Origin of the sequence: Bradyrhizobium sp. SZCCHNR1051, assembly GCF_032489615.1 — a bacterium.
In the GTDB taxonomy this organism is placed as follows: Bacteria; Pseudomonadota; Alphaproteobacteria; order Rhizobiales; family Xanthobacteraceae; genus Bradyrhizobium.
Window position 1 is genome coordinate 135120 of the sequence record NZ_JAUEYJ010000008.1, and the last position, 20523, is coordinate 155642.

At 66.7% G+C, this 20523-nt stretch carries 20 protein-coding genes; 10 read left to right on the forward strand and 10 right to left on the reverse strand.

Going from position 1 to position 20523, the window contains the following annotated elements:
• Positions 1–10 precede the first annotated feature (10 nt).
• Positions 11–1744, forward strand: a complete 1734-nt coding sequence (locus tag QW868_RS11955) for a cell envelope biogenesis protein TolA (protein WP_316179230.1) — start codon at positions 11–13, stop codon at positions 1742–1744.
• Between the two features lie 190 nt (positions 1745–1934).
• Here QW868_RS11955 and QW868_RS11960 read toward each other — a convergent pair whose 3' ends face one another.
• Both QW868_RS11960 and QW868_RS11965 read right to left on the reverse strand, forming a co-directional pair.
• A complete protein-coding gene (locus QW868_RS11960) occupies positions 1935–3518 on the reverse strand; it encodes an MDR family MFS transporter (protein ID WP_316162692.1) in 1584 nt (527 codons plus the stop codon).
• A 169-nt stretch (positions 3519–3687) separates the two neighbouring features.
• Positions 3688–4200, reverse strand: coding sequence for a YcgN family cysteine cluster protein (locus QW868_RS11965; RefSeq protein WP_316162694.1), 513 nt, complete (start codon positions 4198–4200; stop codon positions 3688–3690).
• A gap of 341 nt (positions 4201–4541) precedes the next feature.
• Between QW868_RS11965 and QW868_RS11970 the strand changes: the two genes are divergently transcribed.
• From QW868_RS11970 to QW868_RS11990, 5 genes are all read left to right on the forward strand, one after another.
• Positions 4542–6824: a PBP1A family penicillin-binding protein gene (locus QW868_RS11970; RefSeq protein WP_315756480.1), complete on the forward strand. Its 2283-nt coding sequence runs from the start codon at positions 4542–4544 to the stop codon at positions 6822–6824.
• Between the two features lie 14 nt (positions 6825–6838).
• Complete coding sequence (locus QW868_RS11975; protein ID WP_315777560.1) at positions 6839–7420, forward strand: DUF1214 domain-containing protein; 582 nt, start codon at positions 6839–6841, stop codon at positions 7418–7420.
• A complete protein-coding gene (locus QW868_RS11980; RefSeq protein WP_315739852.1) occupies positions 7417–8001 on the forward strand; it encodes a DUF1254 domain-containing protein in 585 nt (194 codons plus the stop codon). The genes QW868_RS11975 and QW868_RS11980 overlap by 4 nt, the downstream gene beginning before the upstream one ends.
• A gap of 119 nt (positions 8002–8120) precedes the next feature.
• Positions 8121–8624: a CYTH domain-containing protein gene (locus QW868_RS11985; protein ID WP_315777559.1), complete on the forward strand. Its 504-nt coding sequence runs from the start codon at positions 8121–8123 to the stop codon at positions 8622–8624.
• A gap of 108 nt (positions 8625–8732) precedes the next feature.
• Positions 8733–10223, forward strand: coding sequence for an acetyl-CoA hydrolase/transferase family protein (locus tag QW868_RS11990; protein WP_315739854.1), 1491 nt, complete (start codon positions 8733–8735; stop codon positions 10221–10223).
• Here QW868_RS11990 and QW868_RS11995 read toward each other — a convergent pair.
• Positions 10210–11058 (reverse strand): MBL fold metallo-hydrolase, encoded by an 849-nt coding sequence (locus tag QW868_RS11995; RefSeq protein WP_316230638.1) that lies wholly within the window; start codon positions 11056–11058, stop codon positions 10210–10212. The genes QW868_RS11990 and QW868_RS11995 overlap by 14 nt on opposite strands.
• A 97-nt stretch (positions 11059–11155) precedes the next feature.
• Here QW868_RS11995 and QW868_RS12000 point away from each other — a divergent pair, with 97 nt between their 5' ends.
• Entirely contained in the window at positions 11156–12055 is a 900-nt protein-coding gene (locus tag QW868_RS12000) for a LysR family transcriptional regulator (protein WP_316179222.1), read from the forward strand.
• On the opposite strand, the gene QW868_RS12005 is transcribed toward QW868_RS12000, so the two are convergent.
• A complete protein-coding gene (locus tag QW868_RS12005; RefSeq protein ID WP_316230639.1) occupies positions 12052–12813 on the reverse strand; it encodes a hypothetical protein in 762 nt (253 codons plus the stop codon). The genes QW868_RS12000 and QW868_RS12005 overlap by 4 nt on opposite strands.
• A 20-nt stretch (positions 12814–12833) precedes the next feature.
• On the reverse strand, positions 12834–13022 hold the full coding sequence (locus QW868_RS12010) for a hypothetical protein (RefSeq protein ID WP_315777554.1): 189 nt from the start codon (positions 13020–13022) through the stop codon (positions 12834–12836).
• 398 nt (positions 13023–13420) lie between these two features.
• On the opposite strand from QW868_RS12010, the gene QW868_RS12015 reads away from it, so the two are divergent.
• Complete coding sequence (locus QW868_RS12015) at positions 13421–14374, forward strand: DUF2336 domain-containing protein (protein ID WP_316230640.1); 954 nt, start codon at positions 13421–13423, stop codon at positions 14372–14374.
• A 32-nt stretch (positions 14375–14406) separates the two neighbouring features.
• On the opposite strand, the gene QW868_RS12020 is transcribed toward QW868_RS12015, so the two are convergent.
• Genes QW868_RS12020 through QW868_RS12030 form a run of 3 tightly spaced genes read right to left on the reverse strand, consistent with a single transcriptional unit; the run spans position 14407 to position 17250 of the window.
• On the reverse strand, positions 14407–14757 hold the full coding sequence (locus QW868_RS12020) for a DUF1491 family protein (RefSeq protein ID WP_315739860.1): 351 nt from the start codon (positions 14755–14757) through the stop codon (positions 14407–14409).
• 50 nt (positions 14758–14807) lie between these two features.
• Positions 14808–15494, reverse strand: a complete 687-nt coding sequence (locus QW868_RS12025; RefSeq protein WP_316230641.1) for a peptidoglycan-binding domain-containing protein — start codon at positions 15492–15494, stop codon at positions 14808–14810.
• Complete coding sequence (locus QW868_RS12030; protein ID WP_315812619.1) at positions 15487–17250, reverse strand: PAS domain-containing sensor histidine kinase; 1764 nt, start codon at positions 17248–17250, stop codon at positions 15487–15489. Before QW868_RS12030 ends, QW868_RS12025 begins: the two co-directional genes overlap by 8 nt.
• A 452-nt stretch (positions 17251–17702) precedes the next feature.
• Here QW868_RS12030 and QW868_RS12035 point away from each other — a divergent pair, with 452 nt between their 5' ends.
• Both QW868_RS12035 and QW868_RS12040 read left to right on the forward strand, forming a co-directional pair.
• Positions 17703–18164, forward strand: a complete 462-nt coding sequence (locus QW868_RS12035) for a DUF5330 domain-containing protein (RefSeq protein WP_315777551.1) — start codon at positions 17703–17705, stop codon at positions 18162–18164.
• 74 nt (positions 18165–18238) lie between these two features.
• Positions 18239–18664 carry a SufE family protein gene (locus QW868_RS12040; protein WP_315739864.1) on the forward strand — a complete coding sequence of 142 codons (426 nt, stop codon included), beginning with the start codon at positions 18239–18241 and terminating at the stop codon, positions 18662–18664.
• 9 nt (positions 18665–18673) lie between these two features.
• Here QW868_RS12040 and QW868_RS12045 read toward each other — a convergent pair whose 3' ends face one another.
• Both QW868_RS12045 and QW868_RS12050 read right to left on the reverse strand, forming a co-directional pair.
• Positions 18674–19090, reverse strand: coding sequence for a MucR family transcriptional regulator (locus tag QW868_RS12045; protein ID WP_172112134.1), 417 nt, complete (start codon positions 19088–19090; stop codon positions 18674–18676).
• Positions 19091–19319: 229 nt separating this feature from the next.
• Complete coding sequence (locus QW868_RS12050) at positions 19320–20252, reverse strand: hypothetical protein (protein WP_316230642.1); 933 nt, start codon at positions 20250–20252, stop codon at positions 19320–19322.
• Positions 20253–20523 lie beyond the last annotated feature (271 nt).

The window sequence follows — 20523 nt, forward strand, 5'->3', positions numbered from 1 at the left end:
CGCTGACATCATGATGTACGACCTTGCGACATTTCCGTTCTGGATCATCTTCGCCGTCGGCATCGGCGGCTTTGTCGGCTGGCGCACCTGGTCGGACGCGCCGCGGCCGGATTGGCTGAGAAGCTGGCTGCTGCCGGCGACGCTCGCCCTCGTCATCGGGATCGTGATGGCGCTGCTGAGCGTGCTGCCCGGACGTGCCGGCCTGTGGCTCGAGGTCGGCCTGCTGATGGTCGGCGCCTATGTGCTCGGCTGCCTGATCGGCGGACAGCTCAAGGACTATGTCGGGCTGGGTGACACCAGTGCGATGTCGCCGGGCGGTCCTGGACACAGCGTCGCGTTCGCCGGCGCAACGGCGGCGGCCAGTCCTTGGGCGGACAGCCCATCCCCGGCTGCGCAGGCCGCAGCCAGCGTCGAGGCCGATCGCCTCGCCACTGAAGCCGCCGCAAAGGCCGAAGCCGATCGTGTTGCGGCCGAAGCCGCTGCAAGGGCGGAGGCCGAGCGTCTAGCCGCCGAAACGGCCGCAAAGGCCGAGGCTGAGCGGCTCGCCGCGGAAGCCGCGGCAAAGGCCGAGGCTGATCGTCTGTCTGCCGAGGCCGCAGCGAAGGCCGAAGCCGAACGGCTCGCTGCCGAGGCGGCGGCGAACGCCGAGTCCGAGCGCCTTGCTGCGGAGGCCGCCGCGAAAGCCGAAGCGGACCGCCTCGCTGCGGAAGCAGCCGCGAAAGCAGAGGCCGATCGTGTTGCGGCAGAAGCGGCCGAAAAGGCCGAAGCTGAACGCTTGGCCGCTGAGGCAGCGGCGAAAGCCGAAGCAGACCGTCTTGCGGCGGAGGCCGTCGCGAAAGCCGAGGCGGAGGCTCAGCGTCTCGTGGCCGAAGCGACCGCCAAGGCCGAGGCCGATCGCCTCGCCGCCGAAGCGGCCGCAAGGACGGACGCCGATGACCTCGCCGCAGACGCCGAGGCGGAACGGCTTGCCGCCGAGGTTGCCGCATCATCGGCGCCGGAGATCCCAGCCACAGCCGACGGCAGGCCGCCGGCCCTGCCCGCACCCAACGGTGCAGCCGATGATCTCAAGCTGATCAAGGGCATCGGACCCAAGAACGAGCGCGTCCTCAACGACATCGGCATCCACCATTTCAGCCAGATCGCGGCGTGGTCGCCTGACCATGCGAGCTGGGTCGGCCATCACATGGCCTTCCCCGGCCGCATCGAGCGCGAGCATTGGATCGCGCAGGCCAAGCTGCTCGCCGCGGGCCTCGACACCGCGCATTCGACTGCGGTGAAGTCGGGCGCGATCACGATCGATGATCAGGCCGACGCGCCGCTGAGCGAGGACGAGGCGAGCTACCTCCTGGCCCACCTGCCGGCGCTGATGCCGCCCGTCGAGAACGAGGACGTCCATGGCGGCGCCCGCCCGCTCGGACTGGCGGCGCCGCGCGGCGGCCAGGCCGACGATCTCAAGCTCATCAAGGGCATCGGCAAGCAGAACGAGGCCCGGCTGCACGGCCTCGGCATCTGGCATTTCGAGCAGATCGCAGCCTGGACCGCCGAGCACGCCAAATGGGTCGGCTCGTATCTGGCGTTCGCAGGACGGATCGAGCGCGAGCGATGGATCAGCCAAGCCAGGGAGCTGGCGAACGGCGGATCGACCGAATTTGCGAAACGCGTCGAGGCTGGTCTGGTGAAGTCATCGCTCGACGACGGCTCGCGCGGGCAGGACAACATCGAGATCCCTCAGCCGCGCGAGTAGCGGCCCCAACTGACGAACCGTAGGGTGGGCAAAGGCGCTGCTGTGCTCTCTCCTCACGTCCCATCGTGGTGACGCCGTGCCCACCATCTCGCCGCGGGCTGTGCTTGACGACGGTGGGCACGGCGCGCGCGACAGGGTGCCTTGGAACAACGGCTGTGCCGGGCGCCTTTGCCCACCCTACCTGTCTTTCCTATTCCGCCATCTCCACCGGCTCGGTGCGCGACGGGCCGGCCAGCGGCCGCTCCTCCATCAGCATCATGCAGACCGAGGCGCAGGCCAGCATCGCGGTGGCCGCGGCATAGACGAAGCGGAAGGCATGGATCATGTCGGCTTCCGCGATGCCGCTGACCGCGCCATGGGCGCCCTCCGCCAGCGAAATGTCGGCGCCCAGCGCCATCAGCAGGATGGCGCTGAAGGCCGCAACCGTGAACGAGGACATCATCGAGCGGAAGAAGTTCATCGCGCCGGTGATGGTGCCGATCTGGGAGCGGTCCACCGCGTTCTGCAGCGAGACCACCGAGATCGGGAACGCCGTTCCGAGCCCGATGCCGTAGATCGACAGCAGCGCCATCAGCACCCAGAGCGAGGGCGTGGTCACCGTCATGACCGCGGCGGCGATGGTGCCGATGATCGTGCCCACGATGGCGACGCGCTTGTAGTGCCTGACCCGGGCCATGGTGCGGCCGGCAATCGCCGCACCGAAGGTCGAGATCGCCGCGATCGGAATCAGGCCGAGGCCGGCCTCGCTCGGCGTCAAATGATAGACCAGCTCGTAATAGAGCGGCAGATGGACCGTGAGCCCGATCAGCGCGCCAAGTGCGCAGCCGCTTGCCAGCATGCCGTAGGGCACGACCGTGCCGCCCATCAGCGACAGCGGCAGGAACGGCTCATCGGCCCGTCTGGCGTGCCAGACGAAGGCCAAGCCCAGCGCCACCGCGCTGCCGATCATCGCCAGCAGGGTCGGCGATAGCCAGGCCAGCTTGTGGCCGCCCCAGGTCAGCACCAGCATGAACACGACGGCCGAGGCCATCAGCAGCAGGCCGCCGGCCCAGTCGACCTTGCGCAGCCGGTGATAGACCGGCAGCCGGCCCATCTTGGGCAGCAGCAAGGCGAGAGCGGCGATCGCGAGCGGGACGTTGATCCAGAAGATCATCGACCAGTGCAGATGGTCGGCGAAGAAGCCGCCGATCACCGGCCCGAGCAGGCCGGCGAGCAGCCAGACGCCGCTGAAATAGGCCTGGTACTGGCCGCGCTCGCGCGGGCTGACGACGTCGGAGATCACGGTCTGGACCACCGGCATGATGCCGCCACCACCCAGCCCCTGCAGGCCGCGGGCGAGGATCAGCACCGGCATGTTCGGCGCCAGCGCGCAGACCACCGAGCCGACCACGAACAGGCTGAGCGCGGTGATGATCATCGAGCGGCGGCCATAGATGTCGCAGAGCGTGCCGAACACCGGCGCCACCGCGGTCGACGCCAGCAGGTAGGCGGTGATCACCCAGGAGAGATTGGTGACGTCCTGGAACTCGCGGCCGATGGTCGGTAGCGCGGTCGCCACGATGGTCTGGTCGAGCGCGGCCAGGAACATCGTCAGCAGCAGGCTCATCAGGATGGTCCGCACCTCGGCCTGGGTCAGCGGCACGGGCGGCGCGAGCGGCGGCGCATCCTCGATCGCCTGCACCTGCGGCGGAATGGCCGGCAGCTCGGCGGCGATCTCTTCGGGCAGGGATTGGGACGCGGCAGGACAATGGCTCTGCCGATCGAACTTGTTCATGGGATGAATGCTATGCCGGGCGCGACCAACGCCGCGCGGATTCGCTGACTGGCGAACTACTTAAGGCATAAATTTCCCCCGCGGCAGCCGGCCGGGCGCATGGGTGCATCCCGACAGCACGAGAACGGTCGCATCATCGTGATTTGCTGCGAACGCGAGGTGATCGAGCCTATTTCGGCCGTCGCTTCAGCTTGGCCCGCTTCGGCAGCAGCACCGGCCATTGCACGATGTGGTCCTCGAGCTGGTCGTCCGGAACGTCGTCCTCGGTCCCTTCGACCCGTCCGCGCACCGAGACGCCGGCTTCATGCACCGTCTGAGGATCGCCCGAGATCAAGGGATGCCACCAGTAGAGATCGCGCCCCTCGGCCACGAGGCGGTAGCCGCAGCTCGGCGGCAGCCACGTCAGGGTGCGGACGTTCTCAGGCGTCAGGCGAACGCAATCCGACACTTGTTCGGAACGATTCGGGTAGTTCTTGCAGGCACATAGCCCGGCATCCAAGAGCTTGCACGAGATGTGGGTGAAGTAGATGTCGCCGGTATCCTCGTCTTCCAGCTTCTCCAGGCAGCAGCGCCCGCAGCCATCGCACAGGCTTTCCCATTCTGCCTCGGACATCTCTTCCAAGATCTTGGTTTTCCAGAACATTCCCTCCTGGCCCGAGGGACGTTTGAGCGGTGCGGTCATCGGGCGATTCTCAAGGAGGGCATGGCGTGGCCGCCATCTAGGTGCCCGGCCCCGAGCCGCGCAAGGGGCTTTGCCGATTACGGCGGCACGTTAGCTTTGTGCATCAAATTGTGAGCGGAACCATTGGTTTGTGACCTCCGCTCGGCTAGATACATAGTTGAGTCACTCCGGCGCGGCGCCGGCAACGCGGCTTGGGGTCAGGTGCTCGGGTTCGGGCGGCTGACTGTGCAGTGCCATGGGTTTGCCGCAACAATCGCGCAAGACCCTTCGATGGCCCCCAGCCCCACTTGCTGAGTGCTTTCGAAGCCAGCTGACACGCTTTCGAAACGACCAGGGTTCCCGTGCGGCAGATCATTCCAGACGATTGGAAGAAGCGGATCAACAATTTCCGCCTGGATCTCGACGCCCGCTTCGATTCGGCGCTGTTCTCCTCCCTGCGCGGCACCCGCGAGCTGTATGAACGCTATTCGGCGTTCATGGACCGCTTCTATGTCGGCGGCTGGAAGCGCTGGGTGTTCGTCGAGCCGTTCTCGGAGGCCGCCACCATCGGGCTCGGCGGCCTGGTGCTTATGCTGGCGCTCGCGATCCCCGCCTTCCGGGAAACAGCCGACGAGGACTGGCTGAAGAAGTCCGACCTCGCCGTCACCTTCCTCGACCGCTACGGCAACCCGATCGGCAGCCGCGGCATCAAGCACAACGACTCGATCCCGCTGGAGGACTTTCCGGACAATCTGATCAAGGCGACGCTCGCCACCGAGGACCGCCGCTTCTACGATCATTTCGGCATCGACATCGCCGGCACGGCGCGCGCCCTCGTCACCAACGCCCAGGCCGGCGGCGTCCGCCAGGGCGGCTCCTCGATCAGCCAGCAGCTCGCCAAGAACCTGTTCCTGTCCAACGAGCGCACCATCGAGCGCAAGGTCAACGAGGCGTTCCTGGCGATCTGGCTGGAAACCCGGCTGACAAAGAACGAGATCCTCAAGCTCTATCTCGACCGCGCCTATATGGGCGGCGGCACCTTCGGCGTCGACGGCGCGGCACACTTCTATTTCAACAAGTCGGTGCGCGACATCAACCTCGCCGAAGCCGCGATGCTGGCCGGCCTGTTCAAGGCGCCGACCAAGTTCGCCCCCCACATCAACCTGCCCGCCGCCCGCGCCCGCGCCAACGTCGTGCTCGACAATCTGGTCGACGCCGGCTTCATGACCGAAGGCCAGGTGTTCGGCGCCCGCCGCAACCCGGCCTTCGCGGTCGACCGCCGCGATGAGAGCTCGCCGAACTACTTCCTCGACTACGCCTTCGACGAGATGCGCAAGCTGGTCGACACGTTCCCGAAATCCTACACCGAGCGCGTCTTCGTGGTGCGGACCTCGATCGACATGACCGTGCAGCATGCGGCCGACGAGGCGATCGAGAACCAGTTGCGCCAGTTCGGCCGCGACTATCACGCAACCCAGGCGGCAACTGTCGTCTCCGACCTCGACGGCGGCATCCGCGCCATGGTCGGCGGCCGCGACTACGGCGCCAGCCAGTTCAATCGCGCCGTGGACGCCTACCGGCAGCCGGGATCGTCGTTCAAGCCGTATGTCTACACCACCGCACTGCTGAACGGCTTCAAGCCGACGTCGATCGTGGTCGACGGTCCGGTCTGCATCGGCAATTGGTGCCCGCAGAATTATGGCCATTCTTATTCCGGCTCGGTGACGCTGACGCAGGCGATCACGCGCTCGATCAACGTCGTGCCTGTGAAGCTGTCGATCGCGCTTGGCGGCAGGGAGGGACCAAAGGCCGGCCGCGCCAAGATCATCGAGGTCGCCCGGCGCTTCGGCCTCAAGGCGCCGCTGCCCGACACGCCGTCGATGCCGATCGGCTCCGACGAGGTCACGGTGCTGGAGCACGCGGTCGCCTATGCGACCTTCCCGAACAAGGGCAAGGCGGTGACGCCGCATTCCGTGCTCGAGGTCCGCACCGGCGGCGGCGACCTGGTCTGGCGCTGGGACCGCGACGGCCCGAAGCCGAAGCAGGCGATCCCGGCCTCGGTTGCTGCCGACATGGCGGGCATGATGAGCCACGTCGTCAGCGAAGGCACCGCACGCCGCGCCGCACTCGACGGCATTCCGACCGCCGGCAAGACCGGCACCACCAATGCCTATCGGGACGCCTGGTTCGTCGGCTACACCGGCAACTTCACCTGCGCGGTCTGGTACGGCAATGACGACTATTCGCCGACCAACCGTATGACCGGCGGCTCGCTGCCGGCACAGACGTGGCACGACATCATGGTCGCCGCGCATCAGGGCATCGAGGTCAAGGAGCTGCCCGGAGTCGGCATGGGCGAGAAGCTGCCACCGCAGCCCGCGTCCGCCGCGATGGCGCAGGCCGGCCAGCCGAAAACGCTGGAGATCAAGCCCGGCCCACCGCCGGTCCTGACCCGTCGCGGCGCCGACGTCCTGGTCCAGGTCGAGAAGATGCTGGACGACGCCGCGCGCGTGGCCGAGAAGGCGGCGCCCGTCGATCCGCGCAAACCCGCCAAGCCGGTGTCGTCGAGCGCGCTGGCCTTTCCTGAAAACTACGTCGCGGCAACGGCCGACGGCGTGACCACTCCTGCCCTGCGCAAGAACTGACGTCAGCGATCCCCGTGCGGCTGCTCTTCATCACCCTGCTTACGCTCCTGATCGCCACCGGCGTCGGCATCGGCGCGACCTGGATGACGACGACCCGCGGCACCGAATTCGGCACCTTGACGATCGGCGCGTGGACGGCGCGTCCGAAGACGGGCACGGCCGACGTCGACCCCTATGCCCGCGCGACCATCACCCGCAACGGCGAGCTGCCGATCGGCACCGGCGACGGCGTGGCCTTCACCGCCACCAGAGACGACAAGAAGAAGCCGCTCGACGGTCGCTGCGACATCCTCGTCAGCGGCGTCACGCCACCCGCCCGCTTCTGGACGCTCACGCTCTACGACCGCAAGGGCCACCTCGTCGCCAACACGCTGCAGCGCTACGGCTTCACCAGCCAGGAGCTGGTGCGAGGTGCCGATGGCTCCTTCGAGATTCGCGTCGCCGCGCGCTCGCGCTCCGGCAACTGGCTGCCGACCGGCGGCATCGAGCGCTACGCGCTGATGCTGCGGCTCTACGACACGCCAGTCGGTGTCGCAACCCGCACGCAGCGCGACGCGCCGATGCCGTCGATCACGACAGTGGGCTGCCCATCATGATCCGGCTGCTGTTCACGGTCGTCGTCGGCGTGCTGCTCGGCGGCGTGGTCCATCTCGTCAGCGTGCTGGCGTTGCCGCGGATCTCGACCCAGGACGCCTATTCCCGGCTGACGCCGATGACCAAGCTGAACGCCGTGACGCCCTTGCCGCTCGCCGATCCCGGCAATTCGCCGATGCCGTTCATGGACCCGGCTTTCGCGATGGCGATCTGCCGCTACGATCTGTCCGACGGACCGCTCAAGCTCACGGTTCCGGTGAGCCAGGCCTATACGTCGGTGTCGTTCTACACGCGCAACGAGATTGCCTACTACGCCATCAACGATCGCTCCGCCGGCAAGCGCGTGATCGAGCTCAACCTGATGACCGAGGCGCAGCATGAAGACCTGCCCGAGGACGAGGAGATCACGGCCGCCGACCGGCTGATCATCGATTCGCCGACGACGACCGGGTTGATCGTGCTGAAGGCCCTTGCCGCCGAGCCGGGTCTCATGCCGCAGGCGCAGGCCTCCCTTGCAGCGGCAAGCTGCGGCGTACAGACCGAGGCACCGGCCAAGGCCGAGAAGCCGCGCGGCAAACGATAAGTCAATACGACGCCCTGGATGAATTCGACAACACTCTCTTCACCCTTGGTGGCATAGTCGTTGTCGCGCGCCGCTGCTATGATGGATCAGGACGGCGGCGCTTCGCTCAACATCAGGTCATGGCTCTCGAAATCGAACGGAAGTTTCTCGTCAAGTCCGATGCTTGGCGGGATCAGGCGACGCACAGTGAACGCCTGCGCGACGGACTCGTCGCACGTCAGGACGGCCTCAAGGTTCGCGTTCGCTGCTATGGCAACCGGACGACGCTGTGCGTGAAGAGCGGCCGCCGCGGCCTGACCCGAGATGAATTCGAATACGACATCCCCGCGGACCACGCCGCGGTACTGTTCGCGCATTGCAATGGGCGCATCCTCGAAAAGACGCGTCACTACGTGCCCGCGGAAAGCGGCGTCTGGGAGGTCGACGTCTACCACGACGCGCTCGAGGGCGTCGTCATCGCCGAGATCGAGCTGCCGACCGAAACGACCGTCGTGACCCTTCCCGACTGGGTCGGCGACGAGGTCACCGGCGATCCGCGCTACAGCAAGGCTAACATGCTGACGGAGCGCTCGCGGGCGGCGAAAGTCCGGGAGCTGCGGCGCGCGCGCCTTGCAGGGCTGTGATGCACGCACGGGCCGTTGCGGCTTGACCCCTGTCAAATCACCCGTCGAGGGCCCACCTTAAACAGCGCGGACTTGGCGGTCTGAACGATCGCGCATGGAGTTTGCACGATGAGTTCATCGCAGGTGATGTCACAGGCGCTGCGCGCCAAGATCATGTCGGCGGACGAGGCTGCCGCGCTGGTCGAGCCCGGCAACCATGTCGGCATGAGCGGCTTCACCGGGTCGGGCTACCCGAAAGCGGTGCCGCTCGCGCTGGCGCGCCGGATCGAAGCCGCACATGCGCGCGGCGAGCCGTTCCGCATCGGCGTATGGACCGGGGCAAGCACCGCGCCCGAGCTCGACGGCGCACTCGCCCGGGCTGATGGCATCGACCTGCGCCTGCCTTATCAGTCCGATCCGGCGACACGACAGCGCATCAACGCCGGCAGCATCGACTATATCGATCTGCATCTCAGCCATGTCGCACAGTTCGTGTGGTTTGGCTTTCTCGGCCATCTCGACGTCGCCGTGATCGAATGCGCCGGCATCCTGCCCGACGGGCGGCTGATCCCATCGACCTCGATCGGCAACAACAAGACCTGGCTCGATCTGGCGGACCGCGTCATCATCGAAGTCAATTCGTGGATGAACCCGGCGCTGCTCGGCATGCACGACATCTATTACGGCACGCGCCTTCCGCCACATCGCAAACCGATCCCGATCGTGGCGCCCGGCGACCGCATCGGCGAGACCACCTATCGCTGCAATCCGGACAAGGTCATCGCGGTCGTCGAGACCCATGCGCCGGACCGCAACACGAGCTTCGCCGCGCCCGACGATGTCTCCGGCGCGATCGCCGGGCACATCCTGGAGTTCTTCGCACACGAGGTGAAGCAGGGCCGCCTCCCGCGCAATCTGCTGCCGCTGCAATCCGGCGTCGGCAATGTCGCGAACGCCGTCATGGCCGGGCTCGACGACGGGCCGTTCCCGCATCTCACCGCCTACACCGAGGTGCTGCAGGACGGCATGCTGAATTTGATCCGCTCGGGCCGGATGGATCTCGCTTCCGCGACCGCATTGTCGCTGAGCTCGGAAGCTGCGATCGAATTCAACCGCGAGATCGAGTTCCTGCGCGACCGCATCGTGCTGCGGCCGCAGGAGATCTCCAACCACCCGGAGGTGATCCGCCGGCTCGGCGTCATCGCCATGAACGGCATGATCGAGGCCGACATCTACGGCAACGTCAATTCGACCCATGTCCGCGGCAGCAGCATCATGAACGGCATCGGCGGCTCCGGGGACTTCGCCCGCAACGCCTATCTATCGATCTTCATGACGCCCTCGACGGCAAAGAATGGGACGATCTCCTGCATCGTGCCGATGGTCACCCATGTCGACCACACCGAGCACGACGTACAGGTTCTCGTGACCGAACGCGGCCTCGCCGATCTGCGCGGCCTGTCGCCGAAACAGCGGGCCCGCGCCATCATCGACCAGGCGGCGCATCCCAAATTCCGGCCGGCGCTGGCGGACTATTTCGAACGCGCTTGCCGTGATTCGACCGGCAAGCACACGCCGCATCTGCTCGAGGAGGCGTTCCGCCTGCTCAGGCCGGAATGAGCGCTGCGGCCAGATCACCGCAGCGGCACGTCTCGTAGGCAACGGGATCGTGGCTGTTCACGATCGTGACCCGGTCGCCATGATCGCATTTCAGGCGCCGCAGCCGCTCCTGGTTGGCGATCCGCATCGTGCGATCCTGATCGCCCTTGCGCTGGAATAGCCCGAGCAGCAGCGGCATGCGTGGCCGCGGATCAAGCTGGCCGTGGAAGAAATAGGCATCGCCGGCGTGCAGCAGCCATTTGTCGCCGCGACGCACGGCGACGCCGCAATGCCCGCGCGTATGGCCCGGCAGAGGAATGATCAGGATGTCGCCGCTGCGATCGACGGCAGCGCGGACGCCGCGAAAGCCGAACCAGTCCTCGCCGCTATCGCCGTAGAACTGCCAGTCGGGACGATGCCGCCATTGGCCGGCGACGTAGCGGCCGCGCGGCGGCGCCGGAGAGCCCTCGACGGCCATCGCATGCTCCGCGCGATGAACGTGCACCTTGGCCTTCGGGAAATCGCCGATGCCACCGGCATGGTCACGGTCGAGATGAGTGAGCAGGATGTGCCTGACGTCATCGGGCGAGAAGCCCAATGCCCTCACCTGCTGCAGCGCCGTCTCCGACGCATCGAGAAGCGGCGCGGCCTGCCTCACCCAGCGTGCCCCCAATCGTGCGGGCGCGGCGATGTCGCCAGTGCCGATGCCGGTGTCGACGAGGACGAGGCCGTCATCGCTTTCGATCAGCAGGCAGTGGCAGACGAGGCGGGCGCGCGCGAACAGGCCGCCGCTGCCGCTCACCAGCCGACCGCCGCGTGGACACATCGTGCCGGTGTTGAGGTGGTGGACGCGCATCGATCTCCTCCTTCATTGCCGATATCGGGCGCATCCTTGCGTGCCGGCCTGAGATAAGTAAAATATTGATCAGTGATACGCATCATAGGCAGCTCCTATGGATATCCGCGAGCTCCGTTATTTCTCCGCCGTGTTCGAGGAACGCAGCCTGACCAGAGCCGCGGCGCGCTGCTTCGTCTCGCAGCCATCGATTTCACTGGCGATCGCCAATCTCGAGGCCGAGCTCGGCACCGAGCTGTTCCTCCGCCACCGCAAGGGTGTCGTGCCGCTGGAGGCGGCTGAACGCCTGCAGCCGATCGCCCGCCGGATCGTCGGCGAGGCCGATGCCGCCCGCAACCTGTTCCGGCACGGCGCGCCGAAGCAGGCGCTCAAGCTCGGGCTCATGCGCACCCTTGACGGACGCCGCGTGACCGCGCTGCTCAAGCCGCTCACGGCGCGCGAGGATCTCAGGCTTCACATCGTCGGTCCGACCGAGCGGGCCGACGGACGCATCGTCTCAAAAAGCCTGGTCGGCGACGGCGAGTATTTCCTGCCGCTGTGGAGCGAGCGCTATGTCGCGGCGCTCCCGCTCGCGCATCCGCTCACGCTGAAGCCGCGCTTGCGCGCGGCCGACCTCGCCGACGTGGCGATGATCGACCGCTGCCATTGCGAGCACAGCGCGCTGGCGCGACGCAGCGGCGGACCGCGCGAGATCGCCGCCATTGCTGAAACCGAGGATTGGGCCCTGGCGCTGGTCGCCGCCGGCGTCGGCGTCGCGATCGTTCCCGAAGGCGTCGTGCACGGCCGAAGCGACGTTGCGGTCCGCGAGATCGAGATGACGTTGAAGCGCCAGGTCGGCCTCGCCTACTCCGCCGCGCGTGCTCCATCCGAGGCGCTGAAGATCCTGATCGCAACGCTGCGCGCGGCAGCGCCGCAGAAGCTCCGTGCGACAGCAGGGCGGCAAAAGGGAGCACCGGCCAAGCGAGGCCGGCGCCGGAGCAAGGTCGCGCCGGGCTAGCCCCGCGTCGTCAGCGGCCGTTCGATCAGGGGCCGCGCCGCGACCGGCGGATTGGCGGTCTGAGCCGCCAGTTCATGGATCAGGCGATCGGCGTCGGCGGCCAATCCGTCGGGAGCCTGGAGCACCAGGCGCTCCAAGGCCCAGCGGTAGGACGAGACGCGCTGCTCCAGACTGATCTGCACCCATTGCACGATCAGCGAGTTCTCCTGCATGCGCGCGACCGCATCGGCCTTCTCGCGCGGCGAGAGCTCGGTCATGTATCTCATGCTGGCATCGCGCTTGCGGTCGAGATCGATGACGCGGATGGCCGATGCGAAGAACGGCTCGAAGCGGGTGATGTCGTCACGCACGTCGTCGATCAACTGGCCGTAGCGCGAGGCGTGCGAGCGGTGCGGCTCGTCGATCAGGGCGCGGCCATAGGCGGTACGGTCGAACACGACCTTCTGGCGCCAGGGCGAGGCCGATGGCTGATAGTCGCCGAACACGCTCTTCCAGGCAGGGCGCGAATGCGGCGGCTCGATCAGCGGATAAGCGAGATCGCGCAGTTGGCGCTCGTTGTCGGTCAGTTGGAATTGCGATGGGTTGACGCCGACGCTGGCGGTGGCTTCCGCCCCGATCCATTTGTGCATGTCGTCATTGCGCATGTCGGCGCGGGTGCGGCCGAAATCGCCGCCGCTGCAGGCGCCGAGCAGTCCGCCGACGAGAACGAGTGCGAGGACCGGCACCGCGCGCCGGGCCGGATTCACGATGGCCGGCATTCCCGTTTCCCCCGACCTTGTCAGCGGCGACGGCGGCGGCGGCTTGGCGCTGTGCCCTCGCGGGGCCCGCGGTCGTCGGTCGGGGTCTCGCGCTCGATCCGAACGACGGGAAGAATCAGGATCGTTCCCATGCCCTCCTGCGGCGCGCCGGTCACGGCAGGCCGCGCGCGACGCGCAACGCCCGCCGGGAATTCAATGATGGTCGCCATGTTGACTCTCTTTCGTGCCCGAAGTTCTGACCCCCTGAAAACTCCCCGTCGCCCGAACTTCGCAGGCAAGAGGGCACGCAGAACTGACGATCACGAATGCCGGCGCATGAAGCTGCACTTTGGCATTCGGCGCGGCGAAGATCAGGCTGGCCGCGTGACGCGGCCAAGGCGAGATCATCGAACGGATCGATTAAGATCAGGACGTGGTTAAGAGGATATTAATGCGCGGGCCGCCCGACACGGATCGCGTGTACCGGCGGGAGAGAAGGCAAGCCAGCGTGGCGCCTTTGTCTCACCGGGTCATTTCGGCCCATCTTCACCGATTGTTTTCCTTAACGCCGCATTAAAACAACTCCGCTCTAATCGGCGCAACGATTGCCGAAGTTGCGTACCCCGACATGACAAGATCATCGCTGTTCCCCGGCTTCGACGGGTTGCTCACGCTCTCGCGCCGCGAGGGCGTGGACATCAAGCCCACTCTGCTGCGCGTCCTGACCGACCTCTATGTCCAGGCGAGCGCGCATTCCGCCGACGAGGAGCGGCAGTTCGTCGAATTGGCCTCCCGTCTGGTCGACGACGTCGATGATGCGACCCGTGCGGCGGTGCGAGCGCGGCTGGCGATCTATCCGGCGACGCCGATCGAGATTTTGAACAAGCTGGGCTTGCGCCCGGCGCAGAGCGAGCCGGCGCCGCCGCTCGCCGGCCCCATTCCTGCATCGCTTCGCTCGTCGTCTCCGATCCCGCCGCGCGACGACGCGGCGTCTGGATTGTCGATGCAGCCGAAGGATGCCGCCGAGCTCAGCGAGATGTTCATGCGCGCCGCCTCGCACGAACGCATCGCCATCCTGCAGAACCTCGCCACCACGCCGCTAAGACCCGCTGCGCCGACGCCGTTGCACCGCGCGGTGCATGCGATCGAGGCGCTCGAGATGGCCGCCTTCAACGCCGACGTCGAGACGTTCACGATCGAGCTCGGCGAGAGCCTGATCCTGCCCTCACGCATGACCCACGAGGTCGTCAACGACCCGAACGGCGAGCCGCTGGCCTGCGCCGCAAAGGCGCTCGGCATGCCGGCGCCGGTGTTCGAGCGCGTGCTGCTGTTCCTCAAGCCGGAGATGGGCCAGTCCGTCCAGACCGTGTTTCGGCTGTCACGCTTCTACGAGCGCCTCAGCGAGCGCGCGGCGCTGATCATGCTGGCGGCCTGGCGCGGCTCCGGGATGGCCGCGATCAGGGCCAAGCATCGCACGGCGCTCTATGACGACGAACGTCAGCACGTCCGTGGCAGCACGGCGCGGGCCGGTACGGCGACGCGGCCGATCGTGCGCACGGGGACCGACGGCTTCAAGCGATGACGCGCGATCGCTGTCCCGAATCTTGGCGATGATCAGGGACGCTCGCGCACGAGATCGAGAAAATGACGGCCCTGCCTGTCCTCGGTCTCGATGATCCAGGCGTCGGGATCGAAGCGCAGCTCCTTGACCAGGCGTTCCTCGATCTGCGCTTCCTCGATCGGCTGCGGCGATATCGGTACGAAGAAGCGGTCGATCGGCCGGCTGTCGTCATAGACGGTCTGCGGCGCGGGAACATAGAGCTGGGCCGTGCCGTCCATCAGCGCGACCTTGACGAACACCGCGCCGGCTTCCTCGGCGCCACGGTGGCGGATCGCGCTGAACGCGCCGGCCGACTGGCAACGCCGCAGATAGGCGCTCACCCAGATGCTGCTCTTCAATCGCATGATGGTTCGATGCAGGTGCAAGCGCGCTGCAAGTCGCAGCCGCCCCTGCTCTATTCGATCGGGTGACCTATGACAATCGCAAGCTCGCGCACCAGGCGGTCCGACACCTGGCCCGTCACCGGCAGCTTGCGCTCGCGCTCGAACTTCTGGATCGCGGCCTGGGTGTCGGAGCCGACCATCCCCGTCGGCTTCAACTGGCCATAGCCGTATTCGGTCAGCGCACGCTGGACCGCGGCGACACGGCGGACATTGCCGCCCTGCTGCGTCGGCTGCGGACGCGGCACGTTGCCCTGACCGCCGCTGACCGAGCGGACGAGATCAGCCAGAGGATCGGCATATTTCTGATCCGGACGCGCCTCGGTGGCGCGCTGCTCAACCGCCCTCTGCTCTGCAGCCCTGGTTTCAGCGGGCCGCGTCTCGATGACCTTCGGATCCAAGGGCGAGATGTCCATCGGCCGGGGCCGCGGCAGCGGATTGGAGCTCGTCAGATTGGGCGGAATGGTCACGATGGACCCGAACATCGGCGCTGGATGCGGTCCGGATTGCAGGAACACGGCATTGACGATGATGGCGCTGCCGGCCGCGCAGGCCAGCAGGCCCGCAAACAGATCCTTGGGGCTGTAGAGCATGGCCCGCAGCAGCCAGCCGCGCTCGTCCGCGACGACGGCCGCAGCCGCGGCAGCGCGCTTGCGACGGCGCGGCGGCGCCGGATCATCCTCTGCAGTTCGTCTAGGCACTCTTCTTCACCTGCATGACCTGCCCTGGCAGGGCGGAGCGCGAGGGCGACAGCGGCGTGATGGTGGCGCCCGCGGTCGCCTCGGCCACGAAGTTGATCGGCAGCGCGATCGTGACCGTGGTCCCCTCGTCGATCTTGCTTTCTATCGACATTTCGCCGCCGTGCAAGTTCACAAGGCTCTTGACGATCGACAGACCGAGGCCGGTTCCCTCGTGACGGCGCTGGTAGGTCTTGCCGGCCTGGAAGAACGGATCGCCGATGCGCTTGAGATCATCGGCGGCGATGCCGACGCCGGTGTCGGTGATTCGCAGCAGCAGGCGCGCGCCGTCGACGCCGGCAGAGACCGTGACACGGCCGCCGCGCTCGGTGAACTTGATGGCATTGGAGACGAGGTTGAGCACGATCTGCTTGAAGGCGCGCGGATCACCGGTGACCATCGGCAGGTCCTGCGGCACGTCGGCCGACAGATCGACACCGTTCTCGCGCGCCCGCAGCGCCAGCAGGTTGCAGCAATTGATCAGCGCCGCGCGTGGCGCGAACGGCTCCGGCGTCAGCTCGAAATTGCCGGACTCCATCTTCGACATGTCGAGGATGCCGTTCACGACCGACAGCAGATGCTGGCCGGAATCGTTGATGAGCTGCGCATATTCGCGACGCCGCGCGGCGTTCAGCACCAGCATTTGCTCCTGCATCAGCATCTCCGAGAAGCCGATGATGGCGTTCAAGGGCGTGCGCAGCTCGTGGCTCATGGTGGCGAGGAATCGCGTCTTCGCGGCGTCGGCGCGCTCGGCGGCGCTGCGCGCCAATTCGAGCGCCTGCTCCTGCAGCTTGCGGTCGGTGACGTCGCGCATGACCGCGACCACCTCCTGCTCCGATCCGCCCGGCGCCACGCCGATGCGGTCGAGCGGGCGGCAACGCATTTCGACCCAGATGAAATCGACCGGATGCTGAAAGCCGCGCCCCTCGCCCGGCGCATCGCGGCGCAGGCGGAACTCGACGCTCGAGGCTTCGCTGCCGCCTGCCGCCTCCGACAGCGCCGTGAGATAGGCCGGCCGGTCGACAACATGGACGCGTTCGAACAGGCCATGGCCGTGCAACTGCGCGACCGGCGCGCCGAGCAGCGTCTCGACCGCGGGCGAGATGAACATGACAGCGCCGTTGCGGCGATGACGGGAGATCACGTCGCTCATGTTGCGCGCGAGCAGGCGATAGCGCTCCTCCTCCATCGACAGCAGCGTCACGCTGGTGCGCGCGAGCGTGTCGGCGGCAAAGGCGAGCACGGCCGCATAGAGCGTCGCGGAGGCGACGCCGAAGGCGAGCAGCACGGTGCGCAAGGCGGGGGTGGTCTCGGGCTTCGGCAGCCAGCCGAAATGACCGATGAGGATGAGCAGCAGCGCGCAGCACAGCGCGAGCCCCGCGGAGAACACGACGACGCGGCGCGAGGCCGAGAACGAGGCTTCCAGGGGAACGACGATCAGCCACACCGCAGCAAAGGATTCGATGCCGCCGGTCTCGATCGAGACCGCCATGATCAACGCCGACAACGCCAGCGACGACAGCGCGCAGGCGCTCTCGTAGCGGCCGGTGCGCGACAGATACCAGGACAGCAGGATGGGCGCGATCAGCCACGACAGCGCGCCGACCTCGAGCGCGCTCGGCGCACCGCGCATCGCGAGATAGGCAGGAAACACGGCGAAGACGGCGAGGCTGCCGAGCAGGCGCGGCGCGATGAAGGCGCGGTGACGCGCGCGCGTCATCGCATCAGTTCGAGCCGATGGATGCAATAACGCATCGAGACAATCGCGGATGATACTCAACACACTCACGGCTCTCGCGCCTCGGCCTGTCGGTCGTTCTCACAAAGAGAACGCGCCGGGACGCCCCCTGTCGTCGTAAGTCACCGTGTCAGACTCGCATTAAGCGAACGCTAAGGGCCAGACTGCGGTGAGCCCGCCATTCGGCCGGGATGGTGAATGCATCGTTTCCGGCCGGGCCTGCGGTTGCGAAAGCTGTGCGATCTACAGCCGGTTGCGCGGCGCATGCGGCCTGCGCCAATGAAAAATTTACTCCGAAGAAAATCCGGCCTCCGGCTTCGCGAAATCTCAACCAATTAAGCCCAATGCAAGCAGTCGCGACATAGAACAATCAGCTGCGATCCCGGTTGCGCGATTTGAGCACGCGAGATCAGCAGCACGGTCGGGGTTGCGTGATGTTCTTTCTGCTTCGGATGGCATTCTGGCTCGGGCTCGTGCTGGTGCTGCTACCGCGCGAGAAGAGCCAAGACGCCGACAAGCTGCCGCAGATCAATGCGCACGAAGCCGTGCAGGCTGCGACCGCCGCCGTCTCCGACATGAGCCAGTTCTGCAAGCGGCAGCCGCAGGCCTGTGAGGTCGGCGGCCAGGCTGCGACCGTAATCGGCCACCGCGCCCAGGAAGGCGCGCGCAAGATCTACCAGATCATCACCGACAAGGCCGATGCCGCGGAGAAGCCGGCCGGCGCCGACAAGTTCATCGGCCCGGTGAAACCAGCCAGTCTCGACAAGCGCGGCAACGATCACACCGGCTCGATCGACACCCCCGTGGTCGAGGAGGTTCCCCCGGGCGACGCGCCGGCCGACACGCTCTCGGCCGACGATCTCGCCGCCGAATGGCAACTGCCGCCGACGCCCTGAACCGGCGGAACCGACTGTCGCTTTCGCCGTCCTGAACGCCTATATGAAGGCCGATATCGGGACCGAAGAGCATCATGACGATCGACGACATCCGCGACAATTTCGCCCTGCTCGACGACTGGGACGACCGCTACCGCTACGTGATCGAGCTCGGCCGCACCTTGGCGCCGATGCCGGAGGACGAGCACTCCGCCGCGAACAAGGTGCAGGGCTGCGCCAGCCAGGTCTGGCTGTCGAAGCACGTCGATCGCAGCAGCGCCGTGCCGGTGCTGAACTATCTCGGCGACAGCGACGCCCATATCGTTCGCGGTCTGATCGCAATTCTGCTCACGCTGTATTCTGGGCGGACGCCGCAGGAGATCATGACCATCGATGCGCCCGCCGTGTTCGATGAGCTCGGGTTCCGCGAGCACCTGACGCCACAGCGCTCCAACGGCCTGCGCTCGATGGTCGAGCGCATCCGTGCCGACGCCCGCGAAGCGCTCGCCACGGCGTCCTGATCGGTTCGGCTACTTCTCCCGCTCGGGCCGCTGCTGGCCCAGGCCCATCTTCTTGGCGAGCTGCGACCGGGTGACCGCGTAGTTCGGCGCCACCATCGGGTAGTCCGGCGGCAGGTTCCATTTGTCGCGGTATTGTTCCGGCGTCATGTTGTACTGCGTGCGCAGATGCCGCCGCAGGGACTTGAAGCGCTTGCCGTCCTCGAGACAGACCAGATAGTCCGGGTGGATCGATTTCTTGACCGGCACCGCCGGCCGCGCCGGCTCCGGCGCGGGCTCGCTTCGTCCCGCCGCGACCCGGGTCAACGCGGCATGCACCTGGCTGATCAGCGAGGGAATCTCCGCCGCCGGGGTCGGATTGTTGCTGAGATAGGCCGACACGATGTCGGCCGTCAGATCGATAAAGCTCTTGCCGGCCGCTTCGGTCATCGAACCCTCATCCCGCTCCGCCCTGTGACGGTCGATCGCAAAGTATCCCTCGATCGCAAGTATCACTCACGCCGAGTGACAGCGTTGTCTCGCGATTCTACAAGCAATATGGGCAATTGACTGGCAAAATGACAAGATAGTGAGGACTTCTTCTTGAGAAGTCTGTCACCTGCCAAGTACTGTGTACCATATTCCAGACGCGCTCAACCTGACCGTGTGGTCTGGCCCGTCAGGAGCGGCCTTCGAGATGGGTGCGCAGCTCGTCGATCGACGCGAAGCGCATCATCCCTTCGGGCATCTGCGCCTCGATCGACCCGTCGGAATAGAGCGAATAGGCCATCCCATCCACCACGCCCGACTTGACGATGCTGACGGCCGGCGCGTCCAGGTCCTTCGGCTCGGGCGGCGGCGGGGTTGGCTCGGGCTCGACGAAGGCCGGTGCGGCCCGCGCCAAGCGTCGCGGGAAGGGCGGGCGCAGAGGCTCCGGCGTCCGCGTCCGCTCCGGTCGCGACCAGCCATTGTCGAGCGACGAATCCGATTCGGTTGCGGCGGGCTCGTCCAGCGACACGGGCGGCGGGTCGCTGAGGGGCGGAGACCGGAAATCCGTCGGCGGCGGCTCGGCGCCGCGCTTCTCGGCGCGCTCCCGCTCGCGGCGCGACGAAGACGCAAACAGCAGGTTGCGCTTGGGCCGCTCGGCGGGTTCGGCCGGCGGCTCATCCGAGGCCGGCTTCGACTCGCGCAGCGAGGCCGACAAGGGCGACGAGGACAGTGGCGACGACGACACCCCCGAGGACAAGGGAGACGACAGGTCCGGCATGCGGGGACGCGGACGTGGCGAGCCGCCCTCGCGCCAGACGTCCTCCGTCGGCGGCACCGGGGCGGTCTCGAAGTCGGTCTTGCCGGCGGCGAGCGGGAGCTGAAGAGGCCTGGGTTCGGACTCAGCCTCAGCGCCCGGACGCGACCGCAGCCGACTCGAGATCATCTTCAGCTCGCTCAGGACGGCCGACAGTCCGAACAGGATCAGCCCACTGCAGACGCCAAGGGTCCCCGACAGGATCAGCGTGTTACCGACGCTGAACTCCTTGACTGGAATTCCCCAGGCGATCGCCCCGAGCCCGGCCAACACGGCGAGGGCCCCGGCGGCCAACATTGCACTCATCATCGAACTCATCCCCTAATGCGCCGGTTCCGGACGGTGTCCCGACCGAAATCACATTAGATAGTTGCGGTTGCCCGCGTCCTTGAATCCGGTTTCTAGTCCAAATCCGCGACAATTTGCAGCGGAAGTTCGGCCAATCCTGCTGAAGTTCTCGTCCGCCGTGCAGCCATCGTCATGATGCCGCCACAATATACATCGGCCAACCCTCGGCATTCATTGAGGTTCCTCCCGGGTTCTTTCGGCCCCTGTGGTTCAGCGGGCGTTCATTTGACTG